The sequence below is a fragment of the Micromonospora sp. NPDC007230 genome (assembly GCF_042869115.1).
GTDB lineage: Bacteria > Actinomycetota > Actinomycetes > Mycobacteriales > Micromonosporaceae > Micromonospora.
The window spans coordinates 1-18,899 of sequence record NZ_JBIAFE010000050.1 but is presented as its reverse complement, the minus strand read 5'-3'; the positions used below and the strand labels follow the sequence as shown (position 1 = coordinate 18,899).

At 67.7% G+C, this 18,899-nt stretch carries 19 protein-coding genes; 10 read left to right on the top strand and 9 right to left on the bottom strand.

Features of this window, described 5'->3' with window-relative positions; all coding sequences use genetic code 11:
- On the top strand, nucleotides 1-408 hold a 408-nt coding region (locus ACFYML_RS35825), incomplete at its 5' end, for a hypothetical protein (RefSeq protein ID WP_387424872.1).
- Nucleotides 409-594: 186 nt separating this feature from the next.
- On the opposite strand, the gene ACFYML_RS35820 is transcribed toward ACFYML_RS35825, so the two are convergent.
- From ACFYML_RS35820 to ACFYML_RS35810, 3 genes are all read right to left on the bottom strand, one after another.
- Nucleotides 595-2,325 carry a hypothetical protein gene (locus ACFYML_RS35820; RefSeq protein WP_387424871.1) on the bottom strand — a complete coding sequence of 577 codons (1,731 nt, stop codon included), beginning with the start codon at nucleotides 2,323-2,325 and terminating at the stop codon, nucleotides 595-597.
- Between the two features lie 751 nt (nucleotides 2,326-3,076).
- Complete coding sequence (locus tag ACFYML_RS35815; RefSeq protein WP_387424875.1) at nucleotides 3,077-5,296, bottom strand: ATP-dependent RecD-like DNA helicase; 2,220 nt, start codon at nucleotides 5,294-5,296, stop codon at nucleotides 3,077-3,079.
- A 473-nt stretch (nucleotides 5,297-5,769) separates the two neighbouring features.
- Complete coding sequence (locus tag ACFYML_RS35810) at nucleotides 5,770-5,967, bottom strand: hypothetical protein (RefSeq protein WP_387424870.1); 198 nt, start codon at nucleotides 5,965-5,967, stop codon at nucleotides 5,770-5,772.
- Nucleotides 5,968-6,492: 525 nt separating this feature from the next.
- Here ACFYML_RS35810 and ACFYML_RS35805 point away from each other — a divergent pair.
- Nucleotides 6,493-7,560 carry an ATP-dependent DNA ligase gene (locus tag ACFYML_RS35805; protein ID WP_387424869.1) on the top strand — a complete coding sequence of 356 codons (1,068 nt, stop codon included), beginning with the start codon at nucleotides 6,493-6,495 and terminating at the stop codon, nucleotides 7,558-7,560.
- 779 nt (nucleotides 7,561-8,339) lie between these two features.
- Here ACFYML_RS35805 and ACFYML_RS35800 read toward each other — a convergent pair.
- The 4 genes from ACFYML_RS35800 to ACFYML_RS35785 all read right to left on the bottom strand — a co-directional run bounded on the left by ACFYML_RS35800 (nucleotide 8,340) and on the right by ACFYML_RS35785 (nucleotide 11,746).
- The gene (locus tag ACFYML_RS35800; protein ID WP_387424868.1) at nucleotides 8,340-8,774 is read right to left on the bottom strand and encodes a GNAT family N-acetyltransferase; all 435 of its coding nucleotides are present in this window, start codon (nucleotides 8,772-8,774) and stop codon (nucleotides 8,340-8,342) included.
- Between the two features lie 282 nt (nucleotides 8,775-9,056).
- Nucleotides 9,057-9,686 carry a hypothetical protein gene (locus tag ACFYML_RS35795; protein WP_387424867.1) on the bottom strand — a complete coding sequence of 210 codons (630 nt, stop codon included), beginning with the start codon at nucleotides 9,684-9,686 and terminating at the stop codon, nucleotides 9,057-9,059.
- A gap of 717 nt (nucleotides 9,687-10,403) precedes the next feature.
- Nucleotides 10,404-10,958, bottom strand: a complete 555-nt coding sequence (locus ACFYML_RS35790; RefSeq protein ID WP_387424866.1) for a GCN5 family acetyltransferase — start codon at nucleotides 10,956-10,958, stop codon at nucleotides 10,404-10,406.
- Nucleotides 10,955-11,746: a GntR family transcriptional regulator gene (locus ACFYML_RS35785; RefSeq protein ID WP_387424865.1), complete on the bottom strand. Its 792-nt coding sequence runs from the start codon at nucleotides 11,744-11,746 to the stop codon at nucleotides 10,955-10,957. The genes ACFYML_RS35790 and ACFYML_RS35785 overlap by 4 nt, the downstream gene beginning before the upstream one ends.
- A gap of 128 nt (nucleotides 11,747-11,874) precedes the next feature.
- Between ACFYML_RS35785 and ACFYML_RS35780 the strand changes: the two genes are divergently transcribed.
- The 8 genes from ACFYML_RS35780 (at nucleotide 11,875) to ACFYML_RS35745 (ending at nucleotide 17,137) form a co-directional block, all read left to right on the top strand.
- Nucleotides 11,875-12,084: a hypothetical protein gene (locus ACFYML_RS35780; RefSeq protein WP_387424864.1), complete on the top strand. Its 210-nt coding sequence runs from the start codon at nucleotides 11,875-11,877 to the stop codon at nucleotides 12,082-12,084.
- 117 nt (nucleotides 12,085-12,201) lie between these two features.
- Nucleotides 12,202-12,444, top strand: coding sequence for a hypothetical protein (locus ACFYML_RS35775; RefSeq protein WP_387424863.1), 243 nt, complete (start codon nucleotides 12,202-12,204; stop codon nucleotides 12,442-12,444).
- A complete protein-coding gene (locus ACFYML_RS35770; RefSeq protein WP_387424862.1) occupies nucleotides 12,441-12,719 on the top strand; it encodes a hypothetical protein in 279 nt (92 codons plus the stop codon). Before ACFYML_RS35775 ends, ACFYML_RS35770 begins: the two co-directional genes overlap by 4 nt.
- A gap of 313 nt (nucleotides 12,720-13,032) precedes the next feature.
- On the top strand, nucleotides 13,033-13,728 hold the full coding sequence (locus ACFYML_RS35765; protein WP_387424861.1) for a GPP34 family phosphoprotein: 696 nt from the start codon (nucleotides 13,033-13,035) through the stop codon (nucleotides 13,726-13,728).
- Between the two features lie 76 nt (nucleotides 13,729-13,804).
- Nucleotides 13,805-15,295 (top strand): APC family permease, encoded by a 1,491-nt coding sequence (locus ACFYML_RS35760; RefSeq protein ID WP_387424860.1) that lies wholly within the window; start codon nucleotides 13,805-13,807, stop codon nucleotides 15,293-15,295.
- Between the two features lie 11 nt (nucleotides 15,296-15,306).
- Nucleotides 15,307-15,963, top strand: a complete 657-nt coding sequence (locus tag ACFYML_RS35755; protein WP_387424859.1) for a GNAT family N-acetyltransferase — start codon at nucleotides 15,307-15,309, stop codon at nucleotides 15,961-15,963.
- On the top strand, nucleotides 15,960-16,580 hold the full coding sequence (locus ACFYML_RS35750) for a hypothetical protein (protein WP_387424858.1): 621 nt from the start codon (nucleotides 15,960-15,962) through the stop codon (nucleotides 16,578-16,580). The genes ACFYML_RS35755 and ACFYML_RS35750 overlap by 4 nt, the downstream gene beginning before the upstream one ends.
- 68 nt (nucleotides 16,581-16,648) lie before the next feature.
- Nucleotides 16,649-17,137, top strand: coding sequence for a hypothetical protein (locus ACFYML_RS35745; RefSeq protein ID WP_387424857.1), 489 nt, complete (start codon nucleotides 16,649-16,651; stop codon nucleotides 17,135-17,137).
- 21 nt (nucleotides 17,138-17,158) lie between these two features.
- Here ACFYML_RS35745 and ACFYML_RS35740 read toward each other — a convergent pair whose 3' ends face one another.
- Both ACFYML_RS35740 and ACFYML_RS35735 read right to left on the bottom strand, forming a co-directional pair.
- Nucleotides 17,159-17,803: an IS982 family transposase gene (locus ACFYML_RS35740; RefSeq protein WP_387424856.1), complete on the bottom strand. Its 645-nt coding sequence runs from the start codon at nucleotides 17,801-17,803 to the stop codon at nucleotides 17,159-17,161.
- Between the two features lie 37 nt (nucleotides 17,804-17,840).
- Nucleotides 17,841-18,863: an IS3 family transposase gene (locus tag ACFYML_RS35735; RefSeq protein WP_387424874.1), complete on the bottom strand. Its 1,023-nt coding sequence runs from the start codon at nucleotides 18,861-18,863 to the stop codon at nucleotides 17,841-17,843.
- Nucleotides 18,864-18,899: the final 36 nt, after the last annotated feature.

Below are 18,899 nucleotides of genomic sequence, written 5' to 3'. Positions count from 1 at the left end.
CACCTCCCACAGCCTGATGCGTTGGGAGACAGCGTGCCTGACGGCTCCTCAGAACCGATGGATTACACGATCAACGTTCAAAGACGCGGCACTAGTTCCTTGCGTGCCGAGGTCGAGTACGTACGGGACCACCTAGCCGCCCACGGGATCCTCACGACTGAGTGGACATTGCACGATCCGCCGAAGCCACCAGCCATTGCGGCCAACCGCAGCCCGTCCCCCGTCATCGTTGCCACTCCCAATGGTCTCGAAGTCGGCGAATCACTGCTACAAGACGCCACCCTGGTGTACTTCACCAGGCCACAAAGCGACGCCGATCGCGCATGGCTCCTGAGCGCACTGCACACTGGCGTGGCTCGCGCCGCAATTCTTCCTGTCGATGAGCCGCCGGTAACAGCCGGGAGCTGAACGGGCGAGGCTGGCCAAACTCTGGGTGGGCAGCCTTGATGGTTGGGGGTTGGTAATCTCGGTGCACCGGCACGAGGACGGTGCCAGGTAGAGGCTCAAGCACAACGTGCGCCGGATAAGTCTGCCTCCGGCAACCGACTCTCTTGACCGTTGATCTGGCGGCGGTCGGTGAAACGCCCGTTGCTGCTATCTCCGCAGCTGGGCCTTCAGTCGCTCAATCTCTTCCAATGCTTGGAGATACTTTCCACTCAGTTCCTCAACCTCCCGTTCTAGCTCGGCTATTCGGGTCACGGCGTCTCTGCTCTGCCACAGACGCACGCTGCCGTCGTCGCTGCAACTAGCCAGGATGCTCCCATCCGGGCCGAACACGACTTTGCCCACTGGGCCCGTGTGGCCCCGCAATGGCTCGCACAAAGTTCTGCCGGTCGTCGGATCCCACAGTCTGATCGTGGCGTCCTCGCTGCAGCTCGCGAGAATCTCGCCGTCCCCGCTGAACGTCACGCCGACCACCGCATCGCTGTGGCCTGCCAGAGGCGGGAACAACAGCTCCCCCGTCAGGGGATCCGACAACCGGACGGTGCCGTCAGCGCTTCCGCTGGCGAGGATTCGGTCGTCCGGGCTAAACGCCAGATCCACCACCGCATCGGTATGACCCAGGATAGGAAATCCGACCAACTCGCCCGTGGGCGGATGCCATAACACAGCCGGTCGCCACACCCAGATCGCCCCGTCTAGGCCAGCCGTAGCGAGTAGCTGGCCGTCCGAGCTGAACGCAATGGAGACGACGGCGTCCTTATGTCCTGTGGTGGTCGGACAGTCTTCCTTATCCGTCTCCTCTAGGCGAGACGCCAGAGTCCGGCCTTCAGGGCTGAAAGCAACGCTCCACCGCGTTTCCTCGCGACCGGAAAGCGGTTTGCTGGCCGCTCTGCCCGTTTCGATATCCCAAAGGCGGACCGACGAGTCATCGCCTCCGGTGGCGAGGATCGCCCCGTTCGGGCTGAAGGCGAGGCAGAGAACGCCCTCTGTGTGACCCGAAAACTTGACGCATGCGGTGCCGCCCGTCTGAGCGTTCCAGACCATCGCGGTACGGTCATCACTTGCGGTAGCGAACAGCTTTCCGTCCGGACTGAAGGCCACCGCCCAGATGCCTTCCAAATGGACCACGGGCTGCGCATCGCTTTCCCCGGCATCGGCAATGGGATTGCCCGTGGACAACTCCCAGAGACGCAGGGTGCTGTCGGAGCTCGCTGAGGCGAGCACCTTGCCGTCGGGTGAAAAGGCGATTCCCCAGACCGGCCCCGCATGCTGGGCAATCCGCTTGGCAGTGGACTCCTCAGCTGTCAGATTCCACAGCAGGACCGCCCCGTCGGCTCCTGCGCTCGCCAGTGATGAGCCGTCCGGGCTGAAGGCGAGGTTGACCACCGCGTCCTCATGACCGACGAGTGGCTCGCCCGCGCTAGCCCACAGGCTTCGCCTGGCGCCGTCTTCGGGCGGTGGTGCGGATCGAGCGCCGGCTGATGTCTTGATGGCCTCACTTGAGGCTGGACGACTTGAGGGGGCTCCGTTCGACGAGGCCGAGCGGTCCTGATTCTCCATCAGCTTGCGGGGAATGGCGATCTCCTCCGCAGGCATCGCGACCGGGTTCTCGGCATCCCGAACCGCAACCCAGAGAAGCCGGAACTCGTCGACATCGCCGTTCAGGGCTGAGACAACAGCCTGGAGGTGTTCCCACCGGGGCAGCGTCTGGCAACGGAGCACGGCCCGCACTGTCGTGTGGCTCACCGCCTTCAGTACCTGCTTCGACAGGGCGCGCAAGCTCGGCTCTCCCCGCTCGCGATGTAGGCGCTGGATCCGAAGCCTCAGCTCGGCGAGGCTGCGGGCGGGGGAGTCCGCTGGTGTATCCAACAGCTCGCTCATGGGCGCCAAGTATGACCAAGCCTGGAAGAGATTGTAAACAGTGGGACGCTCCCGACCGGAGCCCGGTCAGGCCGCGCCGTAAGTAAGCGTAAAGATCTGGATCAAATGGCTGCGGAGTCGTAAATGGCCGTAAGCCGAGTGGATCCCCCAACCGGCCGTCCTGCACGATGTGGACACGCCACGGAGCGCGGAGAGTTCGTGATTCCGGGCCGCGAACTCGATGAACCCGTCCCAGTGTTGCGTTGCGTTCGACGCCGCACGCCTGGTGCCCGCGAAAGGACTACCACGACATGACCACCCCTTCTCCGTCGCCGGCACAACCGCTGCCGCTGCGATGGGCGTTGATCCTGGTGGCCACATCCCTCGTTTCCGTGCTCGTCGGTGCGTTGATGATCGCGCAGACCGGTAGCTGGCCAGCAGCGCTCCTGGCAGCCCTCGGAGCCGGCGGCACAGCGATACCGGTCCTGCATCAGCTCGTGGGCAAGTAGTTCTCGTAGCATCGACCCGGTCCCTCATTGGAATCTCCCGATCGCCACGGCGGCGACGGTGGCACAGGGCGCTCTCGCCTGGGCTGAGGAGGCGGGCGACAACTGCGGTACCGGGCCAATCAGAGGAAAAGGGAAGGCCGCACAATAATCGTCATTCTGGTCTGCGGGTGCTGTTGCGGGCAGCGCTACCCGGGAGCCAGACGTCGCAGCGGGCCACGCGCTTCCCCTGCGGCCAGGGGTGGAGTGGGCTGGCGGCCTGTTCGTTACCCGGTCAAACGGTGAGTCAGGGCGGTGTGCCGGCGGCCGGCGCTGACGGTGCGGACGGCGGCGTTGAGGGCTCGGCGGGAGCCGACCAGGACGACGAGTTGTTTGGCGCGGGTGACGGCGGTGTAGAGCAGGTTGCGTTGCAGCATCATCCAGGCGCTGGTGGTCAGGGGGATGACGACGGCGGGGTATTCGGAGCCTTGGGAGCGGTGGATGGTCATGGCGTAGGCGTGGGCGAGTTCGTCGAGTTCGTCGAAGTCGTAGTCGATGGTCTCGTCCTCGTCGGTACGCACGGTCAGGGTCTGCTCCTCGGTGGACAGGGCGGTGATGATGCCGAGGGTGCCGTTGAAGACGCCGGCTTGGCCCTTGTCGTAGTTGTTGCGGATCTGGGTGACTTTGTCGCCGACGCGGAAGACCCGCCCTCCCGCGCGCCGCTCGGGCTGGCCCTCGCGGTGCGGGGTGAGGTGCTGTTGCAGCAGGGTGTTGAGGGCGCCAGCGCCGGCGGGGCCGCGGTGCATGGGGGTGAGGACCTGCACGTCCCGGCGCGGGTCGAGGCCGAATTTGGCGGGGATGCGGGTGCAGGCGACGTCGACGGTGAGGGCGGCGGTGGCGTCGGTGTCGTCGCAGGCGAACAGGAAGAAGTCCGGCAGTCCTTGCAGGAGGGGTGGGCGGCCGGCGTTGATGCGGTGGGCGTTGGTGACGACGCCGGACTGGGCGGCCTGGCGGAAGATCTGGGTCAGCCGCACCCGGGGGATGGTGGGGGCGGCGAGCAGGTCGCGCAGGACTTCGCCGGCGCCGACGGAGGGGAGTTGGTCGACGTCGCCGACGAGGAGCAGGTGCGCGCCGGGTGGGACGGCTTTGACGAGTTTGTTGGCCAGGATCAGGTCGAGCATGGAGGCTTCGTCGACGACGAGGAGGTCGACGTCGAGGGGGTTGTCCCGGTCGTAGGAGGGGTCTCCGCCGGGGCGTAGCTGTAGCAGTCGGTGGACGGTGGCGGCGGGGTGGCCGGTGAGTTCGGACAGGCGTTTGGCGGCGCGTCCGGTAGGGGCGACGAGGGTGACCTTGGCTTTCTTTGCGGCGGCGAGTTCGACGATCGAGCGGACCGTGAAGCTTTTGCCGCAGCCCGGCCCGCCAGTGAGCACCGCCACCTTCGAGGTGAGGGCGAGGCGGACGGCCTGTTCCTGCTCGGGGGCCAGGTCCGCGCCGGTGCGCGCCTTCAGCCAGGTCAGCGCCTTGTCCCAGTCAACCGTCGTGAAGTGGGACATCCGGTCCGCCCGTTCATTGAGCAGGCGCAGCAGCGAGGAGGCGAGGGACTGTTCGGCGCGGTGGAACGGCACCAGGTACACCGCAGGAACCGGCTCCCCGTCGCCGCCGGGCAGTACCTCGCGGACGACGCCTTCGTCGGCGACCAGGTCGTCGAGGCAGCGGGCGACGAGGTCGCCGGGCACGTCGAGGATCTTCGTGGCGTCGGAAATGAGGTCGGGTTCGGGCAGGTAGCAGTGGCCGTTGTCGGTGGCCTCCGAGAGGGTGTACTGCAGGCCGGCCATGACCCGCTGCGGGCTGTCGTGGGGGATCCCGACCGCTTGAGCGATGGTGTCGGCGGTCTTGAAGCCGATGCCCCACACGTCCGCGGCCAGCCGGTACGGCTCCTTCGACACCACGTCGATGGACGCGTCGCCGTACTGCTTGTAGATCCGCACCGCCAGGGAGGTCGACACCCCGACGCCCTGCAGGAAGACCATCACTTCCTTGATGGCCTTCTGCTCCTCCCACGCCGCGGTGATCTTCGCCGTGCGTTTCGGCCCCAGCCCGGGCACCTCGACCAGGCGGGCGGGTTCCTCCTCGATCACTCGCAGGGTGTCCAGACCGAAATGGGCCACGATCCGCTCGGCGAACACCGGCCCGATGCCCTTTACCAGCCCGGAGCCGAGGTAACGCTGGATGCCCTGGACCGTGGCCGGCAGGACAGTGCTGTAGGAGTCGACCTCGAACTGCCGCCCGTACTTCCGGTGCGACGACCAGCGTCCGTGCAGCCGCAGGCTCTCCCCGGGCTGCGCGCCCAACAACGCGCCGACCACCGTCAGCAAGTCGGAGCTTCGGTCGGTGGCGACGCGGGCGACGGTGTAGCCGGTCTCCTCGTTGACGTAGGTCAACCGCTCCAGTACCGCCTCTAGGGTGGCCAGCGGAGGACGGGTCGGTGCGGCGGTCACGGCCACCATCCTGCCGTTTGCCAACGCCCTTCTTCCAGGGCCCGGCGATCATCGGGCCGGAGGGCCATGGCCGGCAGCGTCAGTCGCAGGGGATGTCTCGACGGTGACGCGAACCGGGGTCGGCAACCGGCGAACCCACCCAGCCCGGGAGCGATGAGCCTCAGCCACCGCTCTGCCTGTCAACGATCACCGCTTATTGTTCTGCCGTCGGGTCGGGCCGGCTGGAGCATCGCTCGTATCGTCGCTGGCGCCTTGGGGTGGCGCCCCCGGCGTCTTGTGCGCGCCACTGCCCAGCGCTATCGGCGCGCAGGAGGCGATCAGCCATGTTCATGGCTTCCGGCTCCGTATCGAACTCCCAGCGCAGCACCTTTCCCGTCTCGGTGTCCCCGGCGCGGGCAATCACCTTCCACCGCGTCTGCCGGACGAGCCACACATCGCGGCGCGCCAGGCCCGCCCACACACCTGCACCGGGGCCGGACGGGTCATTCGCAGCGGTCTTCGGCACCTCGGCCGTAGGGCTCGCAGCAGTCGGGGCGGTGCCGGTACACGCGCAGGTCGCGGCCGTGCCGGTGGCCGTACTCGGGCGTAATCTCGTACAGGCAGGCTTGCCATACGACCGTTTCCCCGCCGCCGGGGACCACCTGGCCGTCACCTGGCCCGCCGCGCAGCAGCACGTCCACCGTCCGACCGTACGCACGATGGGGCGCGGAACGCGGCGTACGAGACTTTGCCGCCCGAGCAGGCGGCGCTGCGGGTGGGACGCGGTGACCTCGCCGACCGGTTCAGGGTCGCCGTCAACCCGGCCGCACGCCAGCACAAGACGATGCGCTGTGGATAACTTTCGGCGGGTGTGGATAACGCCCTGATCATAGACCAATCTGCTAGCACTCTGGCACCACCAGGCTGTCGTCCTGGTTTGCGGAGCCGTTCCACGAGCAACAACTCGATCCGTCGGCCAGAGCGCCCGCTTGTCCGTGGAGTGATTGCGGGCGGGTGAGTGCGGAGTGCAGGGTGGCCCGGGAGGCAGCTTCGATCAGCAGAGTCTGGCGCCCTGCCTCTCTGGCCCGCCCCGAGCGCGCGCCATGCTGCGACCCTCTCGCTGGCGCATTCGCTGTCGCGGATCTTCGCCCGCGGCAACCCACGTCTTTCCCACGATGAGGTGGGGCGGGGGAGGAGCGGCACTTACGGCCGGGGCGTGGTGCGACGTGACTTCAGCCCGCGAGCGGGCGAGCGCCGGGGCGGAACCGATGCTGCGTCGGCCGGTCGCGCCGATGCTCGCGGCACCCGTTGACGTGGTCCCTGAGGGCCGGGACCTGGTGCATGAGCCGAAGTGGGACGGGTGGAGGTGCATCGCCTTCCGCGAGACCGGCGGGGTGTACCTACAGTCGCGGGCCGGCCGAAACCTGACGACCTACTTCCCAGACATCACCCGGGCAATCCGGGCGGCCATCCCGCCCGGTGCCGTGCTCGACGGTGAGCTGATCGTCTGGGAGCGCGGCCGGACCAACTTCGCCCAGCTTCAGCGACGTGTCACCGCCGGCCGGGACCTGCCGCGCCTGGCCCGCGAGTGCCCTGCCCACTACGTGCTGTTCGACCTGCTCGCCGACGCCGACGGGCAGACGATCATCGATCTGCCGCTGTCGCAGCGGCGGGCCCGGCTGGAGCGGCTGCTCGTTGACGCGCCGGCGCAGCTCACCGTGACGCCGCAGACGGCGGACATGCGGCAGGTGGCGGACTGGCTGCTGCACTGGACCGTCGCGGCGGGCATCGAGGGCGTGGTGAGCAAGCGCCTGAACGGCCGCTACGAGCCTGGCCGGCGTGGCTGGTCGAAGTTCCGGACCCGGATTGTCACCGAGGTGATCGTTGGTGGGGTGACCGGCAGCATCAGCAACCCGGAGACGGTGTTGCTGGGCCGGTTCGACCGTAGGGGACGGCTGCGGTATACGGGCCGCTCCCACCCGCTGACCAGCGACCAGCGTGCCGCGCTGGCCGAGCTGCTGTCGCCGCCACGGATGCCACGGCGCGGCACCGTGGCCCACCCATGGCCGGAGCCGCTGCCCCCGTCTTGGTCGGGCCAGTTGGACCGGCCAGAGCCGCTGCGGTACGTGCAGGTGGAGCCCAGCGTGGTGGCGGAGATCGACGCCGACGTGGCGTTCGAACACGGACGATGGCGCCACCGGGTGCGGTACGCGCGGCACCGGCCGGACCTGTCGGTGTACGACGTGCCGCTGCTGCTCGGCGAGGAGCAGGGCTACTTCGGCGACCCGGTGTGAGCATCCGCGGGCCTGCTGATGAGCAGCGGGTGCTTCCGGATCCGCTGCAGTCACGCCTTCAACAGTCACCTGTGCCTGTGCCGCTTGCATCCGCAACTGTCGAGTTGAGTCCACTCGACTATGCGGGCGAGAGTGTGCCTGCACGGTCACCATCGCCGTCACTTAACGCATCCCCGTTACCCGACTCGGCGAGTGACTGCTCAGCCAGCTAGGGCGCCTTCGCAGCAGCGGTCGTGGTGGTCGGGTATACTGTCCGGCAAGTGTCAGCCCTCGGCTGGCGTCTGACCCTCTGGTCAATGTTTTGCGGCGAACCCCGGTGCCGACGACCGGACGAGCCATTTATACGGAAGACCAGACGGAACACGAGCGAATAAGCAGCGGCACCTACACAGCGCGTGGTCAGAGCAACACAAGGCTTCTGCCCAGTCGGAGCAGGACCTCAGCTAACAGGCCCATTTGGCGGCCGAGCTGAGTCCTGCGCGGCTCCAGCTCGGCCAGAGCTAGGAGAACGCTGTGGAACTCGGACCCATTCAGAACCTGTCGCCGCGAACTACCCTCATCATCGTCGGCGGAGCTGTGGCCGGACTGGCCATCTTTGCCGTCGTCCTTCAAAGCTCCGAGTCGGAGCATCGGGCGGACATGATCAGGGCGGCGGTCGACGCCCTCCGCCCCCGCCGGTAAACAGCCGACATGCATCATATGTAGCGGGGTGCGGTCGCTCTCAGTCACCCGCACCCCGCCACATGGACAGAGGCGCCACGTGGGCCAAGCGACTGTTCTCAGCGGTTCGCGACGGTCACAAGAACGTCGGTGGGGTGAGCTCCAAAGTTGTCCAATTCGCTGACAGTGAACCCGAGCCCTTCGAAGAAGGCTTTCCTCGCTGTCGGCTCCGACGAAAGGTCAATCGATCCGCCGATGAACGAGCACCCGCGCGCTGAAGCCTCGTTCGCGTACATCTCGATCAAGGCTCGTCCAACACCCATACCCCTTGCAGATTCGCGCACGTGAACTCTTTCAAGGAATGCGTGAGGCGCCGGCGGAAGCTCGAACGAATCGAAAGCCCCGCCTTCAGCGAAGTCTGAGTCGAATGATCCGGTCAGCACACCGTCGATCTTGTCGCCACGCCAGGCAACGAAGGTCCAGTAGTGATTGCTCCTCCTGCGTCGGTAGAGATACAACAGCTGCTGAGGAAAGTCGTCTGACTCCTCCAGCATCCGGCATAGAGCCGGCCGGTCGGGTTCTTGGAGAGGTTCCACGCGAGTTGCCCACACCCTACGAGGGGACCACGCGCGGCCTAGCCGGTGCAACAGCACGGGTCACCGCCCAGAGAGTGGGGGTCCGGGCTGGAGGATCTGCTCGCGACGCCTAGATCGTCTCACGGCGCCCACGCCATCATCCGCACATGCCGCAATCCGCGCGCATAGGTTGCCACGTCGCCAAGGCGAGCCATTCGGAAAAGGTACCTCAGCGGCGAGGGTTTCAGCTCGGTCGACCTACTAGTACGGGGCATCCGGCAGTCGCGCGCTGACACCGGACCGTACCGGTTGCGGCCAGTCCGGTAGGGCGACGTCCCCGCCCGCGAGTCGGCGTGCTGTCGATGATGCGATGTCCTGTGCCGCTTGCAGAAAACCCTCCGCCCACATCAGAGTCACTGAACGGCCGCCGTCACTGCGGCGGACGTATAGCGTCATAGACGAATTCTCTGCGTCGCTCGGATCGGCGCCATGGGCAAGAAGATGCCGAAGCCGGCGGGCATCGAGCAGGTAGTCCCGAAGGTCGGAGCCAGCGAGGTAAGTCCAGCGCCAACGCATGTCACCTCCATGTTGGCCGGGAGCCACTCGCACCCGTGCTTTCCACGTTTTCGTCAGGTTGGGCACCGCGAGTCGACGCTCGAAGGTCGATCTCAGTTTGTCCGTGGTCAGCGACAAACCTTGGCTTGGCCCGCCATGTAGTTCGATCAGCCGGTTGAAGAAGCGTTCGAATGGCCCGTAGGTAAGGAGAAACGCTCCATAACGGATGCTCTGGTAGCGGCGGCTGCGACTTCGCTTGGGGTCATCTCGGTGAACGGAGATCAAGTCAGCTGGAACCACCAGCCGGTCAGCCAACTCATCCAGCGCAAATTGCACCCTATCTGGGTGAATAGAAGGCATTTTCGGACTCCTATTGGTCGGCAGAGTCATCGGCGTGGTGGAGAAGCATAAACACCGCTCCTGGCCGGCGGCTTCAGCACCGTCCGGGCGCGCTGATCTGCCGCAATCCGCGCGTTCCGCTGTCTGATCGACTGTCGTGAGGGCGAGGGCGTCCGGACGGGCCCAAACCCACCATCGCGAAAGGGGTGACGCTGCAGCCGCGTGCCACGAGCAGCCGCCGGCTCAGCAGCGGCACGACAGGGCCTCTGATTGGGCTGGGGAATACGGCGTACCGCGCGCCGTAGCGTTCGATGGAAGTTCTGGGCTCAGGTTGGGGTGGTTCACCTCGGAGCCGCGCGCCGCGTCCGGGAACATCAGCCGCGACACCACGCCTCGCTCGGCAGCCCACTGGCGACGGCTGCGGGTGGCGTTCGGGGCAGCCTGGTAGGCACCTGATGCCTGGCGGCGTGGAAGCGGGGAGCCGGGAGGGCCGCCACGGAACGACAGATCATTGACCTTGGTTGGCGCGCCGGCAGCCGGCCAGGCTGCGGCAAAGAGTTCGCGTGGCGTGGGAGAAGGCACGCCGGCCGCGTGGGCGAGCTGGCGGCGGTCGCGGGGTCGCGGCTACTTGTCAGCTCCGCCGAAAGTTCAGGCGGCGTTTGACACTCTCCTGCAGGTTCCGGGCGAGGGGCCAGATTCCGCGGGCGGCTGTTCTCAGGGCGACTCTGTCTTGAGGCGGCTGCCCGTGTACGGCTGCGCCGGCCGCTGAAAGCAGGCGCCGGACACCCTGGATTCCACGGTGCGGACGTGGCGAAAGCGCTGACGGCGGTAGTAGTCGTGGAGCTGCGAGTTGGTGGTCCAAGCATCTAGCCGCAGCCACGTCAGCCCGGCCTCGCATGCCCGGCCGCCGGCCCAGTCCAGCATTTCCCCGCCCAGGTTCTCCCCGGCGTAGCGCAGTGGGATCATCATCTTCGCCGCGTACAGCGCGTCTGCCGGGTCGTCCTCCGGGTGCCACAGCGCCTCTGGATCGCGGTCGGGCTTCCATAGGTTGTCGACGTCGACGTATGCGGTCAGGGTGATCGTGGCGACCGGGTCATCGCCGTCCCACACCATCCACGTCTGCCCGGCCGAGACCGTCGACGCCACGGCGGAGCGCGGAAGCGGGATTGACCACTGCTCTTCGCCCCGTTCCGCGAGCCAGGCGACGCGCTCGCGTCGCCAGCTCATGATGATTTCGACGTCTATCGGCCGTGCAGGCGTGATGATCATTGTGGTTCTTCCTCCGGCCTGAACTTGGCGATGATGGCGGCGTCGCCGTGGGTGCTGACGATCTCGTTGCGGTCGCCAGCGAACGCCGTGACCGACACCCGGACCGGCCGCGACACGGTGTACCCGGTGCGGATGAACAGCAGCACCGGCGTGCCAGGCCGCAAGCCCAGCAGGGCGGCTTCCTCTGGCGTCGGCATCCGTGAGGCGTACTCGTCGAAGTAGCCCGTCTGGACATACCCGCGCTCAGCGAGAAGCCGAGTCGTGCCCTGCGGGATGTCCCTCGGCGACAGCAGCTCGCGGACCTCGTCGGCCAGGTCCATCGGGTAGTAAGTGTCCTGCACGGAGGACGGCTGCCCGTTGACGTACCGCACGCACCGGCGCAGCACCGCAGCCGACTCGGGATCAACGTGTAGGCGCTTGGCCAACTCGGGTGGGAGCACCTCGATCATCAGCTCGAACTCCTGCGACGCCTGGTAGCCCTGCCTCTCGACCTCGGACCGCCAGGCGTCCGTCTCGCCGGTCGGGCCGGCCGGCATCTCGGCACGGTGGGCGTGGAAGGTCAGGATGACCTTCTCCCGGACCACCATGCCGCCGCTGCGCCCCGGAACCCGCTCGATCAGGCCCTCGTTCACGAGCACGGCGGTTGCGTCTCGAACCGTGTTGCGCGACGCGGTGTATTGCTCCTGTAGTTGGGGTTCGGTGGGTAGCCGATCACCCACGCGCAGGGCACCGTTGACGATCTTCTGGCGGAGGTCGTCGGCGATCCGTCGGTACTTGGGCTGCGCCACGCTGCCATCCTCCATGTTTCGTACCAACCAATCTAGCGGATGGGCTTGACTGTGGCCCATCGCACTGCAATGGTTGGTATGAATCCAACCTTACGTGGCGTTGGAGAGCAATCACCAGGGAGCAGGGGATGAGCACTCCAGCTGAGATGGCCCGGGAGATGGAGACCGTCAACCGAGCGCTTTCGCAAACGCGCACTCTCCTCGCCGGGATGGACCAGGCCGATAGCGCCCGCGAGCTGAGCCCCCCAGCCAACTCGCCGCTACGCACCCTCGTCGAACACGCCGAGGACGCCGCCCGCCTAGTCACGAAGTACCTGCGGGGCCAGCCCCGCACATAAGCCGGGTGCAGGGTCCGTCGATTCCCCCAGGGACGGCCCCTGCACCCACCGGCCGGGGTGCGCGGTCGGCGCCGGGGAGGGCCCGGCCGCGCATCGACGGGAAGGGAGGTGACGCCCGTGGGGCGCATCAAGTGGTTCGTACCCGCCAACGCCGACGATCCCTACAGCCCGTTCGGCCTGGTTGATCACGCGTACACCCTCTACGGCCGCCACGACGGCTTCACGTTGCCGACCACGACCGGCCCGGCCGACCCGCAGGCGCGCGCCGCAGCAAACCGGGCGATCTGGGAGGCACCCCTGGTGCCGCCGGCACGGCCCGGGCTGCTGGCCCGGCTACTGCATCGCAGGACCACGCCGTGACCAGCCCGCTGGAGCTGCCGGCCTTGCCGCTGGAAGTGCCCGCCGGAACGCCCGTGCATCTCGCCGCCGACGACTGGGCGGACTGCCGTGACCTCACCTCTGGGACGCAGGTCGTGGTGGTGTCCGCGCTGGGGACCGGCCATGTGGGCGACGGGTGGACGCGGGTGGTCGGGCACCGGCCGCAATGCGAGTACGGGACCTCCGACGAGCACCCGCCCTGTCTGGAGGTTCGGGTCCGCACGGCGGTGCTGGCGCGGTACGGGTGCCCGCCGTGAGCCGCCTGGACGAACCGGTCCGGCCCGGCGACCGGCTGGCGGTCGCGCTGTTGACCGTCAACGTGCACGGTCGCCGCCGCTGTCCTGACTGCCCAACCGAGGGGCTCTGCAACAACGAGACGCACGAGCACGGCCGCTGTCTCAACTGCCCACCCGAAGGCCCCTGCGCTTGGGAGTGGTGGGCGCTGCTGGAGCTCGACCGACATCCCGGGCTCCACCGCCTCCGCACCGACTCCCCATCTGACCAGACGACGTAACCCGAGAGAGACCAGCCGTGGTGATCACATCCCCTGGCGCGGACCACCGCCCGACCATGCACGTGCACTTGGAACTCATACCCGCCCCGGCCCACAGAAGGGTCCGGAGCGGCCCGCATAAGCCGAAGCTGCTCGCCGACGAGTTCTTCATGCTCGCCCACGACGACCAGAGCGGGAGGCCGCGACTGCCCCACAGCTCGATCACCTTCGGGCTGGCCGCCGCGCTGCTCGCCGAGCTGGGCTCCGCCCGCCGGATCCACTTCGAGCGGGGGGAACTGACCATCCTGGACCAACGGGCGCCGGACGACTGGCTGCAACACATGGTGCTGGCCCGGCTGATCGCCATGTCGCAGCACACCGGCACCCGCACCTGGCTGGCCTACCTCGCCGCGACCTCCTACGACCTGGTGGCGCAACGGTTATGGCAGGCCGGGATGGTCAAGCCAAAGACCGAGCGGCGGATGTTCAAGACCGTCACGGTTTACGCGCCCACGGACATGAACGTGGCCGCCTGGTCCTGGGCACGGCTGCTGGGGTCGCTGCGCAACCTCGAACCATTGGACACATTCGACCTCGCCCTCGCCGGGATCGCCCGAGAGGTTCGGCTTGATCAATGGATCCTCCAGGGCACGCCCCATGCATCGACCACGCACCTGAGACAACTGTTGGCCGAGGCTCCACCACCGATGCGGGACCTGCTGGCTGCCCTCAACGCCGCGATCGGGAACGCCGTCATGAGCCACCGCACCTGAGGTGCGGTCCGTGTCACCCGCACCCTCCAGGGCGAACGCTTCACCCTCCACCCCTACCTCCCGGGAGAAATTGCTCATGTCCTCATCTCCTCCTGACGCCGTATCGGCTGTGCTGGCACGTGGCCGGCTCGGCACGTTCGCTGTCGTGTTCTTCGTGATCGCCGCCGCCGCCCCGCTCACGGTGGTAGCCGGCGGCGCGACGACCGGGTACGCCGTCACCCGCGTGGTCGGCATCCCGGTGTCGTACCTCGTGGTCGCTGCGGTCCTCGCGTTGTTCTCCGTCGGCTACGTCGCCATGAGCAGGCGAATCGTCAACGCGGGGGCGTTCTACACCTACGTCACCCGAGGCCTCGGCAAACCCGCTGGCGTGGCCACGGCGATGATCGCTGTCCTCGGCTACAACGCCATGCAGATCGGCCTCTACGGCGGGTTCGGCGTGGTCCTGGCCGACTACCTCGACTCCCGTGGCTGGCACACCACCTGGTGGCTGTGCGCCCTCGCCGGGTGGGCGGTGGTTTCGGTGCTGGGGTTGCTGCGGATCGACCTCAACGGCGTGGTCCTCGCGGTCATGCTCGTCGCGGAGGTCGTCATCGCGCTTGTCTACGACGTGGTCATGGTCAGCCATCCGGCCGGCGGGACCGTCACGTTCGACACCCTTGCCCCCTCCCACATCCTGGCCGCCGGCATCGGCGCCGCCCTCGTCACGGCCATCACGGGCTTTGTGGGGTTCGAGGGCACAACCGTGTTCGCCGAGGAGACCAAGGACCCGAAGCGGACCGTGCCCAGGGCGACGTACATCGCGGTGGCCATCACCGGCCTGCTCTACGGCGGGTCGGCATGGGCAATGTCTGTGGCCACCGGCCCGGACAAGATCGTGGACGCGGCCAGCACGGACGGCACCGACCTGATCTTCAACCTGGTGTCCCCGCACCTCGCGCAGTTGATCATCGCCGCCGGCCGGATCCTGTTCATCACCAGCCTCTTCGCAGCGCTGCTCAGCTTCCACCACACCGTGGCCCGGTACCTGTTCGCCCTCGGCCGGGAACGGGTGCTCCCGGCCGTGCTCGGCCGGACCAGCCGGCGCACGGCAGCCCCGAAGTGGGGATCCATCACGCAGAGCACCCTGGCCCTGGCCGTCATCTTCGCGTACGCATACGTGGACGCGGACCCGATCGTGCACCTGTTCTTCTGGGTCACCGTCACCGGCGGATTGGGCGTCTTGATCCTGATGACGGTCACCTCAGCCGCAGTGGTCGCGTTCTTCGCCCGCACCCAGAACATGGACGGGCCGTGGCGGACGATCCTCGCGCCGACCCTGGCGACCGCCGCGCTCGGCACGATCCTCACCGTCACGATCAGCCAGTTCGACACCCTCCTCGGCGTCGAACCGGCGTCGCCGCTGAGGTGGCTGTTCCCCGCCGCCTATGGGGTCGCCGCGCTGGTCGGGGTGGTGTGGGCGCTCGTCCTGCGCTCGTCTCGACCCGATGTGTACCAGGTGATCGGTCTCGGCGCGGACGCCGCGGCAGCCGCGCAGCACGTCTCTGATCCTGTCCACCAGCCCGCATGAGGAGCACCATCATGACCGTTCGTACCGGGCTCGGAGTCCGTCGGGCCACCCAGCCCGACGCCCGCCCGCTGTTGCCCATGCTGGTCGACGCGTTCCTTGACGGGCCCGTCGCCGACTGGCTGATCCCGAACCGCACCGAACGCCGCGTCGTCTACTACCGATACTTCCGGCTGATGCTGGACCTCGGGCTACGGCACGGCCGGGTCGACACCACCACCAACCTGTCCGCGGTCGCCATCTGGTACCGGCGCGGTGCAGCGCCCGCCCCGGCCGACCCGGCACACCTGCAGCAGTTGGATCTGGCGTGCGGAAAGTACGCGCCGAAGTTCCACCTGCTCGACGCGGTGTTCGCGGCGAACCATCCGCCCATGCCGCACGACTATCTGGCGTACCTCGCCGTCGACCCCGCATGGCAGGGCCGTGGGGTCGGGTCGATGCTGCTCCACCACGCACACAAGGCCATCGACGCAGAGGCCCGGCCGGCGTACCTGGAGGCGTCCAACACCCGCAACCGGGACCTGTACCTCCGGCACGGCTACCAGGCCGGCGAGCCAATGCAGGCGTCGTCCGAGGCCCCGCCGCTCTGGCCGATGTGGCGCCCGCCGAACGACGGAGGCGTCGGTGAGCAGGTGCGTACGGTCATGCTGCCGCACAGGCGGTCCCGGTGAACAACACTCGGGCCGCCCCCTCGCGTCGGGCGAGACCCGCCGACGTCGCCGCTGTCACGGCGCTGCTGGTTACCGCACTGGAGCACGACCCGGTCGCCGAGTGGCTGGTGCCGGACCCGCAAGAACGGCCGCGGCTCCTGCACCCGCTGCTCGCGGTCGACGTCGACCACGCCATCGAGACGGGCCGCGTCGAGGTGGCGCTGGACTGGTCGACAGTCGCGGTGTGGCGCACCCACGCGCCAAACGCTGACCGCTGGATGCTTGGGGACCGCCACCTCACAACGTTCGCCGGGCGGGCCGCTTCCCGATTCGCCGAACTGAACGCCGCAGTCCACAGCTACAGGTCCGCCGCGCCGCACCACTGGCTGTCCTGGCTAGCCGTGCATCCCAACTACGGATGGCGCACCGCCGGCGACCTGCTTGACCGTCACCACCATCTCGTCGACGGCACCGGCCTTCCCACCTACGCCGTCACCACCACCGAGGTCGCCCGGGACCTGCTGAGCGAGCACGGCTATCGGGCGGACCTGCCCCTGCACCTGCCAAGCGGGCCAAGACTGTGGCCGCTCAGCCGTGCCGGCCGCACAAGCCCCCGACCAGGCCCCGCCACCCGATGACGTGACCCGGCCAGGTGCACCACGGCGCGGAGACCGACTCTCCGAACCCACCCCTTGAAGGGGGAGCCTTGACCATCACCGCAGACAGGCCGGCCACGGCCGCCGCAGATCCCCGAACCCTCGTCTCCGCCGAGACGTTCGACAAGATCACCCACTACTTCGCCGCCAAGCAGGAGGTCACCCAGACCTACGCCGAGCGCGCAGTCGGGCAGTTCCTCGTCTTCCTCAAGGCGCACGCCGACGCGCAGGACACCCCCGACTTCGGGCTGCTGTTGCCGACCGGCGAGTCCTACCGGGTCGTCCCGACCCGTCCGGTCGACGCCGTCTGGCACGCCGCCCTCCAGACCAGCGAGCCCTACACCGCCGCCTGCATGGAGACCGCGGGCCACTACGTGCACCACCGCCCGATCCTCACCAAGGCCATGCAGGACGGCACCGCCATCACCTACACGCTGGCGGCGTTCCACCGCACCGGCTACCTGATCGACATGGAATTCTGGAACGATGAGGCTGAGTCCTGCCGCCCCCCGAACCCGCCTCAGCCCGGCGTGGCCTAGACGAGTAAGTCCTAACCCTGGTCAATGGTCGTAGGCGATCAGGGAACGGGTGATGGGTTGGCCGGTGTTTCGGTTGTGCCAGATGGCGGCGGTCAGGGCCAGGAGGCGCTGGGCGATGCGGGTGCTGACGCCTTCGATGCTGCGGCCGCCGTGCAGTTCCAGGTCGAGTTGGCCTTTGAGGGTGTGGTTGACCGACTCGATGAGCTGCCGGATCGGTTTGAGTAGGTGTTCGTCGGGGTGTGGGGTGCGGTTGCGGTATGACGGCCGTAGTAGCCGTACGCCGCGTTCGGCCAGCCACCGGTCCAGTTCGGCCGAGACGTAGCCCTTGTCGGCGATGATCAGTAGGCCGGGACGGTCGGCCAGCAGGTCCGGGTCGTGTTCGAGCACGGCGGTCAGGACCTGCCGTTCGTCGAGTTTCGGGTTGGCCAGGGCCCAGGTGACCGGCAGTCCGGCTGGGGTGCAGATCAGGTGCAGCCGTAGTCCCCAGAACCAGCGGGAATGGGAGGCGCAGTAGCTGTAGCCGGCCCAGCCGGCCAGCTGCGAGCGTTTGACGGTGGGTCGGGAACGGGCGCACTCGACCGGGGTGGAGTCGACCAACCACACACCATCGGTCCACAGGTCGGTGTCCACGGCGACCGCCCGAATCGCCTTCTTGAGCAGCGGCAACGCCGCGTGTCAAGCCCCGGGTTTGATGGAGAGTTGGTTAGCTGGTTTTCAGGGGTGCGGTGACCGGCTGGTTCATCGCGTGTAGTGCCTCGTGTTCGGCGGGCGGGATGTGCCCGAGTTCGCCGTGCAAGCGGCGGTTGTTGTACCAGTCGATGTACTCGACGGTGGCCATCTCCAAGTCGTCGAGCCCGCGCCACGGGCCCTTGTTCCGGACGAGTTCGGCCTTGTACAGGGAGTTGAACGCCTCGGCCATCGCGTTGTCGTACGAGTCGCCCTTGGAGCCGACCGAGGCGACGGCGCCGGCCTCGGCCAGCCGCTGGCTGTAGCGAATCGCTCGATACTGGACTCCCCGGTCGGAATGATGGACGAGTCCGCCCAGGTCAGCGCCTTGATTCTCGCGGCGCCACATCGCCATCTTCAACGCGTCGAGAGCCAAATCCGCGTAGAGCGACGTAGACACCTGCCAGCCGACGATCATGCGGGAGAACACGTCGAGGACGAACGCGGCGTACACCCAGCCCACGCTGGTGCGCACGTAGGTCAGATCCGCGACCCACAGCTGGTTCGGGCCCGCTGCGGTGAAGTCCCGTCTGACCAGGTCAGCAGGGCGGCTGGTCTCGCCTGCCGGGCGGGTCGTGCGGGGCGACTTGTCGCGCAGCAGCCCACGCAGCCCGGACTCACGCATCAGCCGCTCGACCGTGCACCGGGCCACCCGCACCCCTTGGCGGTGCAGGTCATGCCAGATCTTGCGGGCACCGTAGACGCCGTAGTTCTCCGCGTGGATCCGCTCGATCATCGCGGTCAGCTCCTCGTCACGCCGTGATCGGGCCGAGGCCGGGCGGGTCTTGGCGGCGTAGTAGGTCGACGGTGCGATCTGTGCCGGCGTGTCTTGCAGCGCCTGCAGGACCGGCTGGACACCGTGCTCGGCCTTCTGAGAGTCGACGAACTCGACCCTCATCGCGACGGACGGTCCGTGAAGTCGGCCCGCAGCGCAGTTCCGATTTTTTTTGGTCGGTCTGTTTCTGCGGGCCGCTTCCCGAACCCGGCGTGCACCTTTCAATGCACCGGGCTCTCCACAAGTCCCGTGCGGGGTCGT

Coding starts and splice junctions, on each gene's coding strand:
- ACFYML_RS35820 (WP_387424871.1), bottom strand. CDS start 2,325: ATGAGCGAGCTGTTGGATACACCAGCGGACTCCCCCGCCCGCAGCCTC.
- ACFYML_RS35815 (WP_387424875.1), bottom strand. CDS start 5,296: ATGGTGGCCGTGACCGCCGCACCGACCCGTCCTCCGCTGGCCACCCTA.
- ACFYML_RS35800 (WP_387424868.1), bottom strand. CDS start 8,774: ATGCTGGAGGAGTCAGACGACTTTCCTCAGCAGCTGTTGTATCTCTAC.
- ACFYML_RS35790 (WP_387424866.1), bottom strand. CDS start 10,958: ATGATCATCACGCCTGCACGGCCGATAGACGTCGAAATCATCATGAGC.
- ACFYML_RS35780 (WP_387424864.1), top strand. CDS start 11,875: ATGAGCACTCCAGCTGAGATGGCCCGGGAGATGGAGACCGTCAACCGA.
- ACFYML_RS35765 (WP_387424861.1), top strand. CDS start 13,033: ATGCACGTGCACTTGGAACTCATACCCGCCCCGGCCCACAGAAGGGTC.
- ACFYML_RS35760 (WP_387424860.1), top strand. CDS start 13,805: ATGTCCTCATCTCCTCCTGACGCCGTATCGGCTGTGCTGGCACGTGGC.
- ACFYML_RS35755 (WP_387424859.1), top strand. CDS start 15,307: ATGACCGTTCGTACCGGGCTCGGAGTCCGTCGGGCCACCCAGCCCGAC.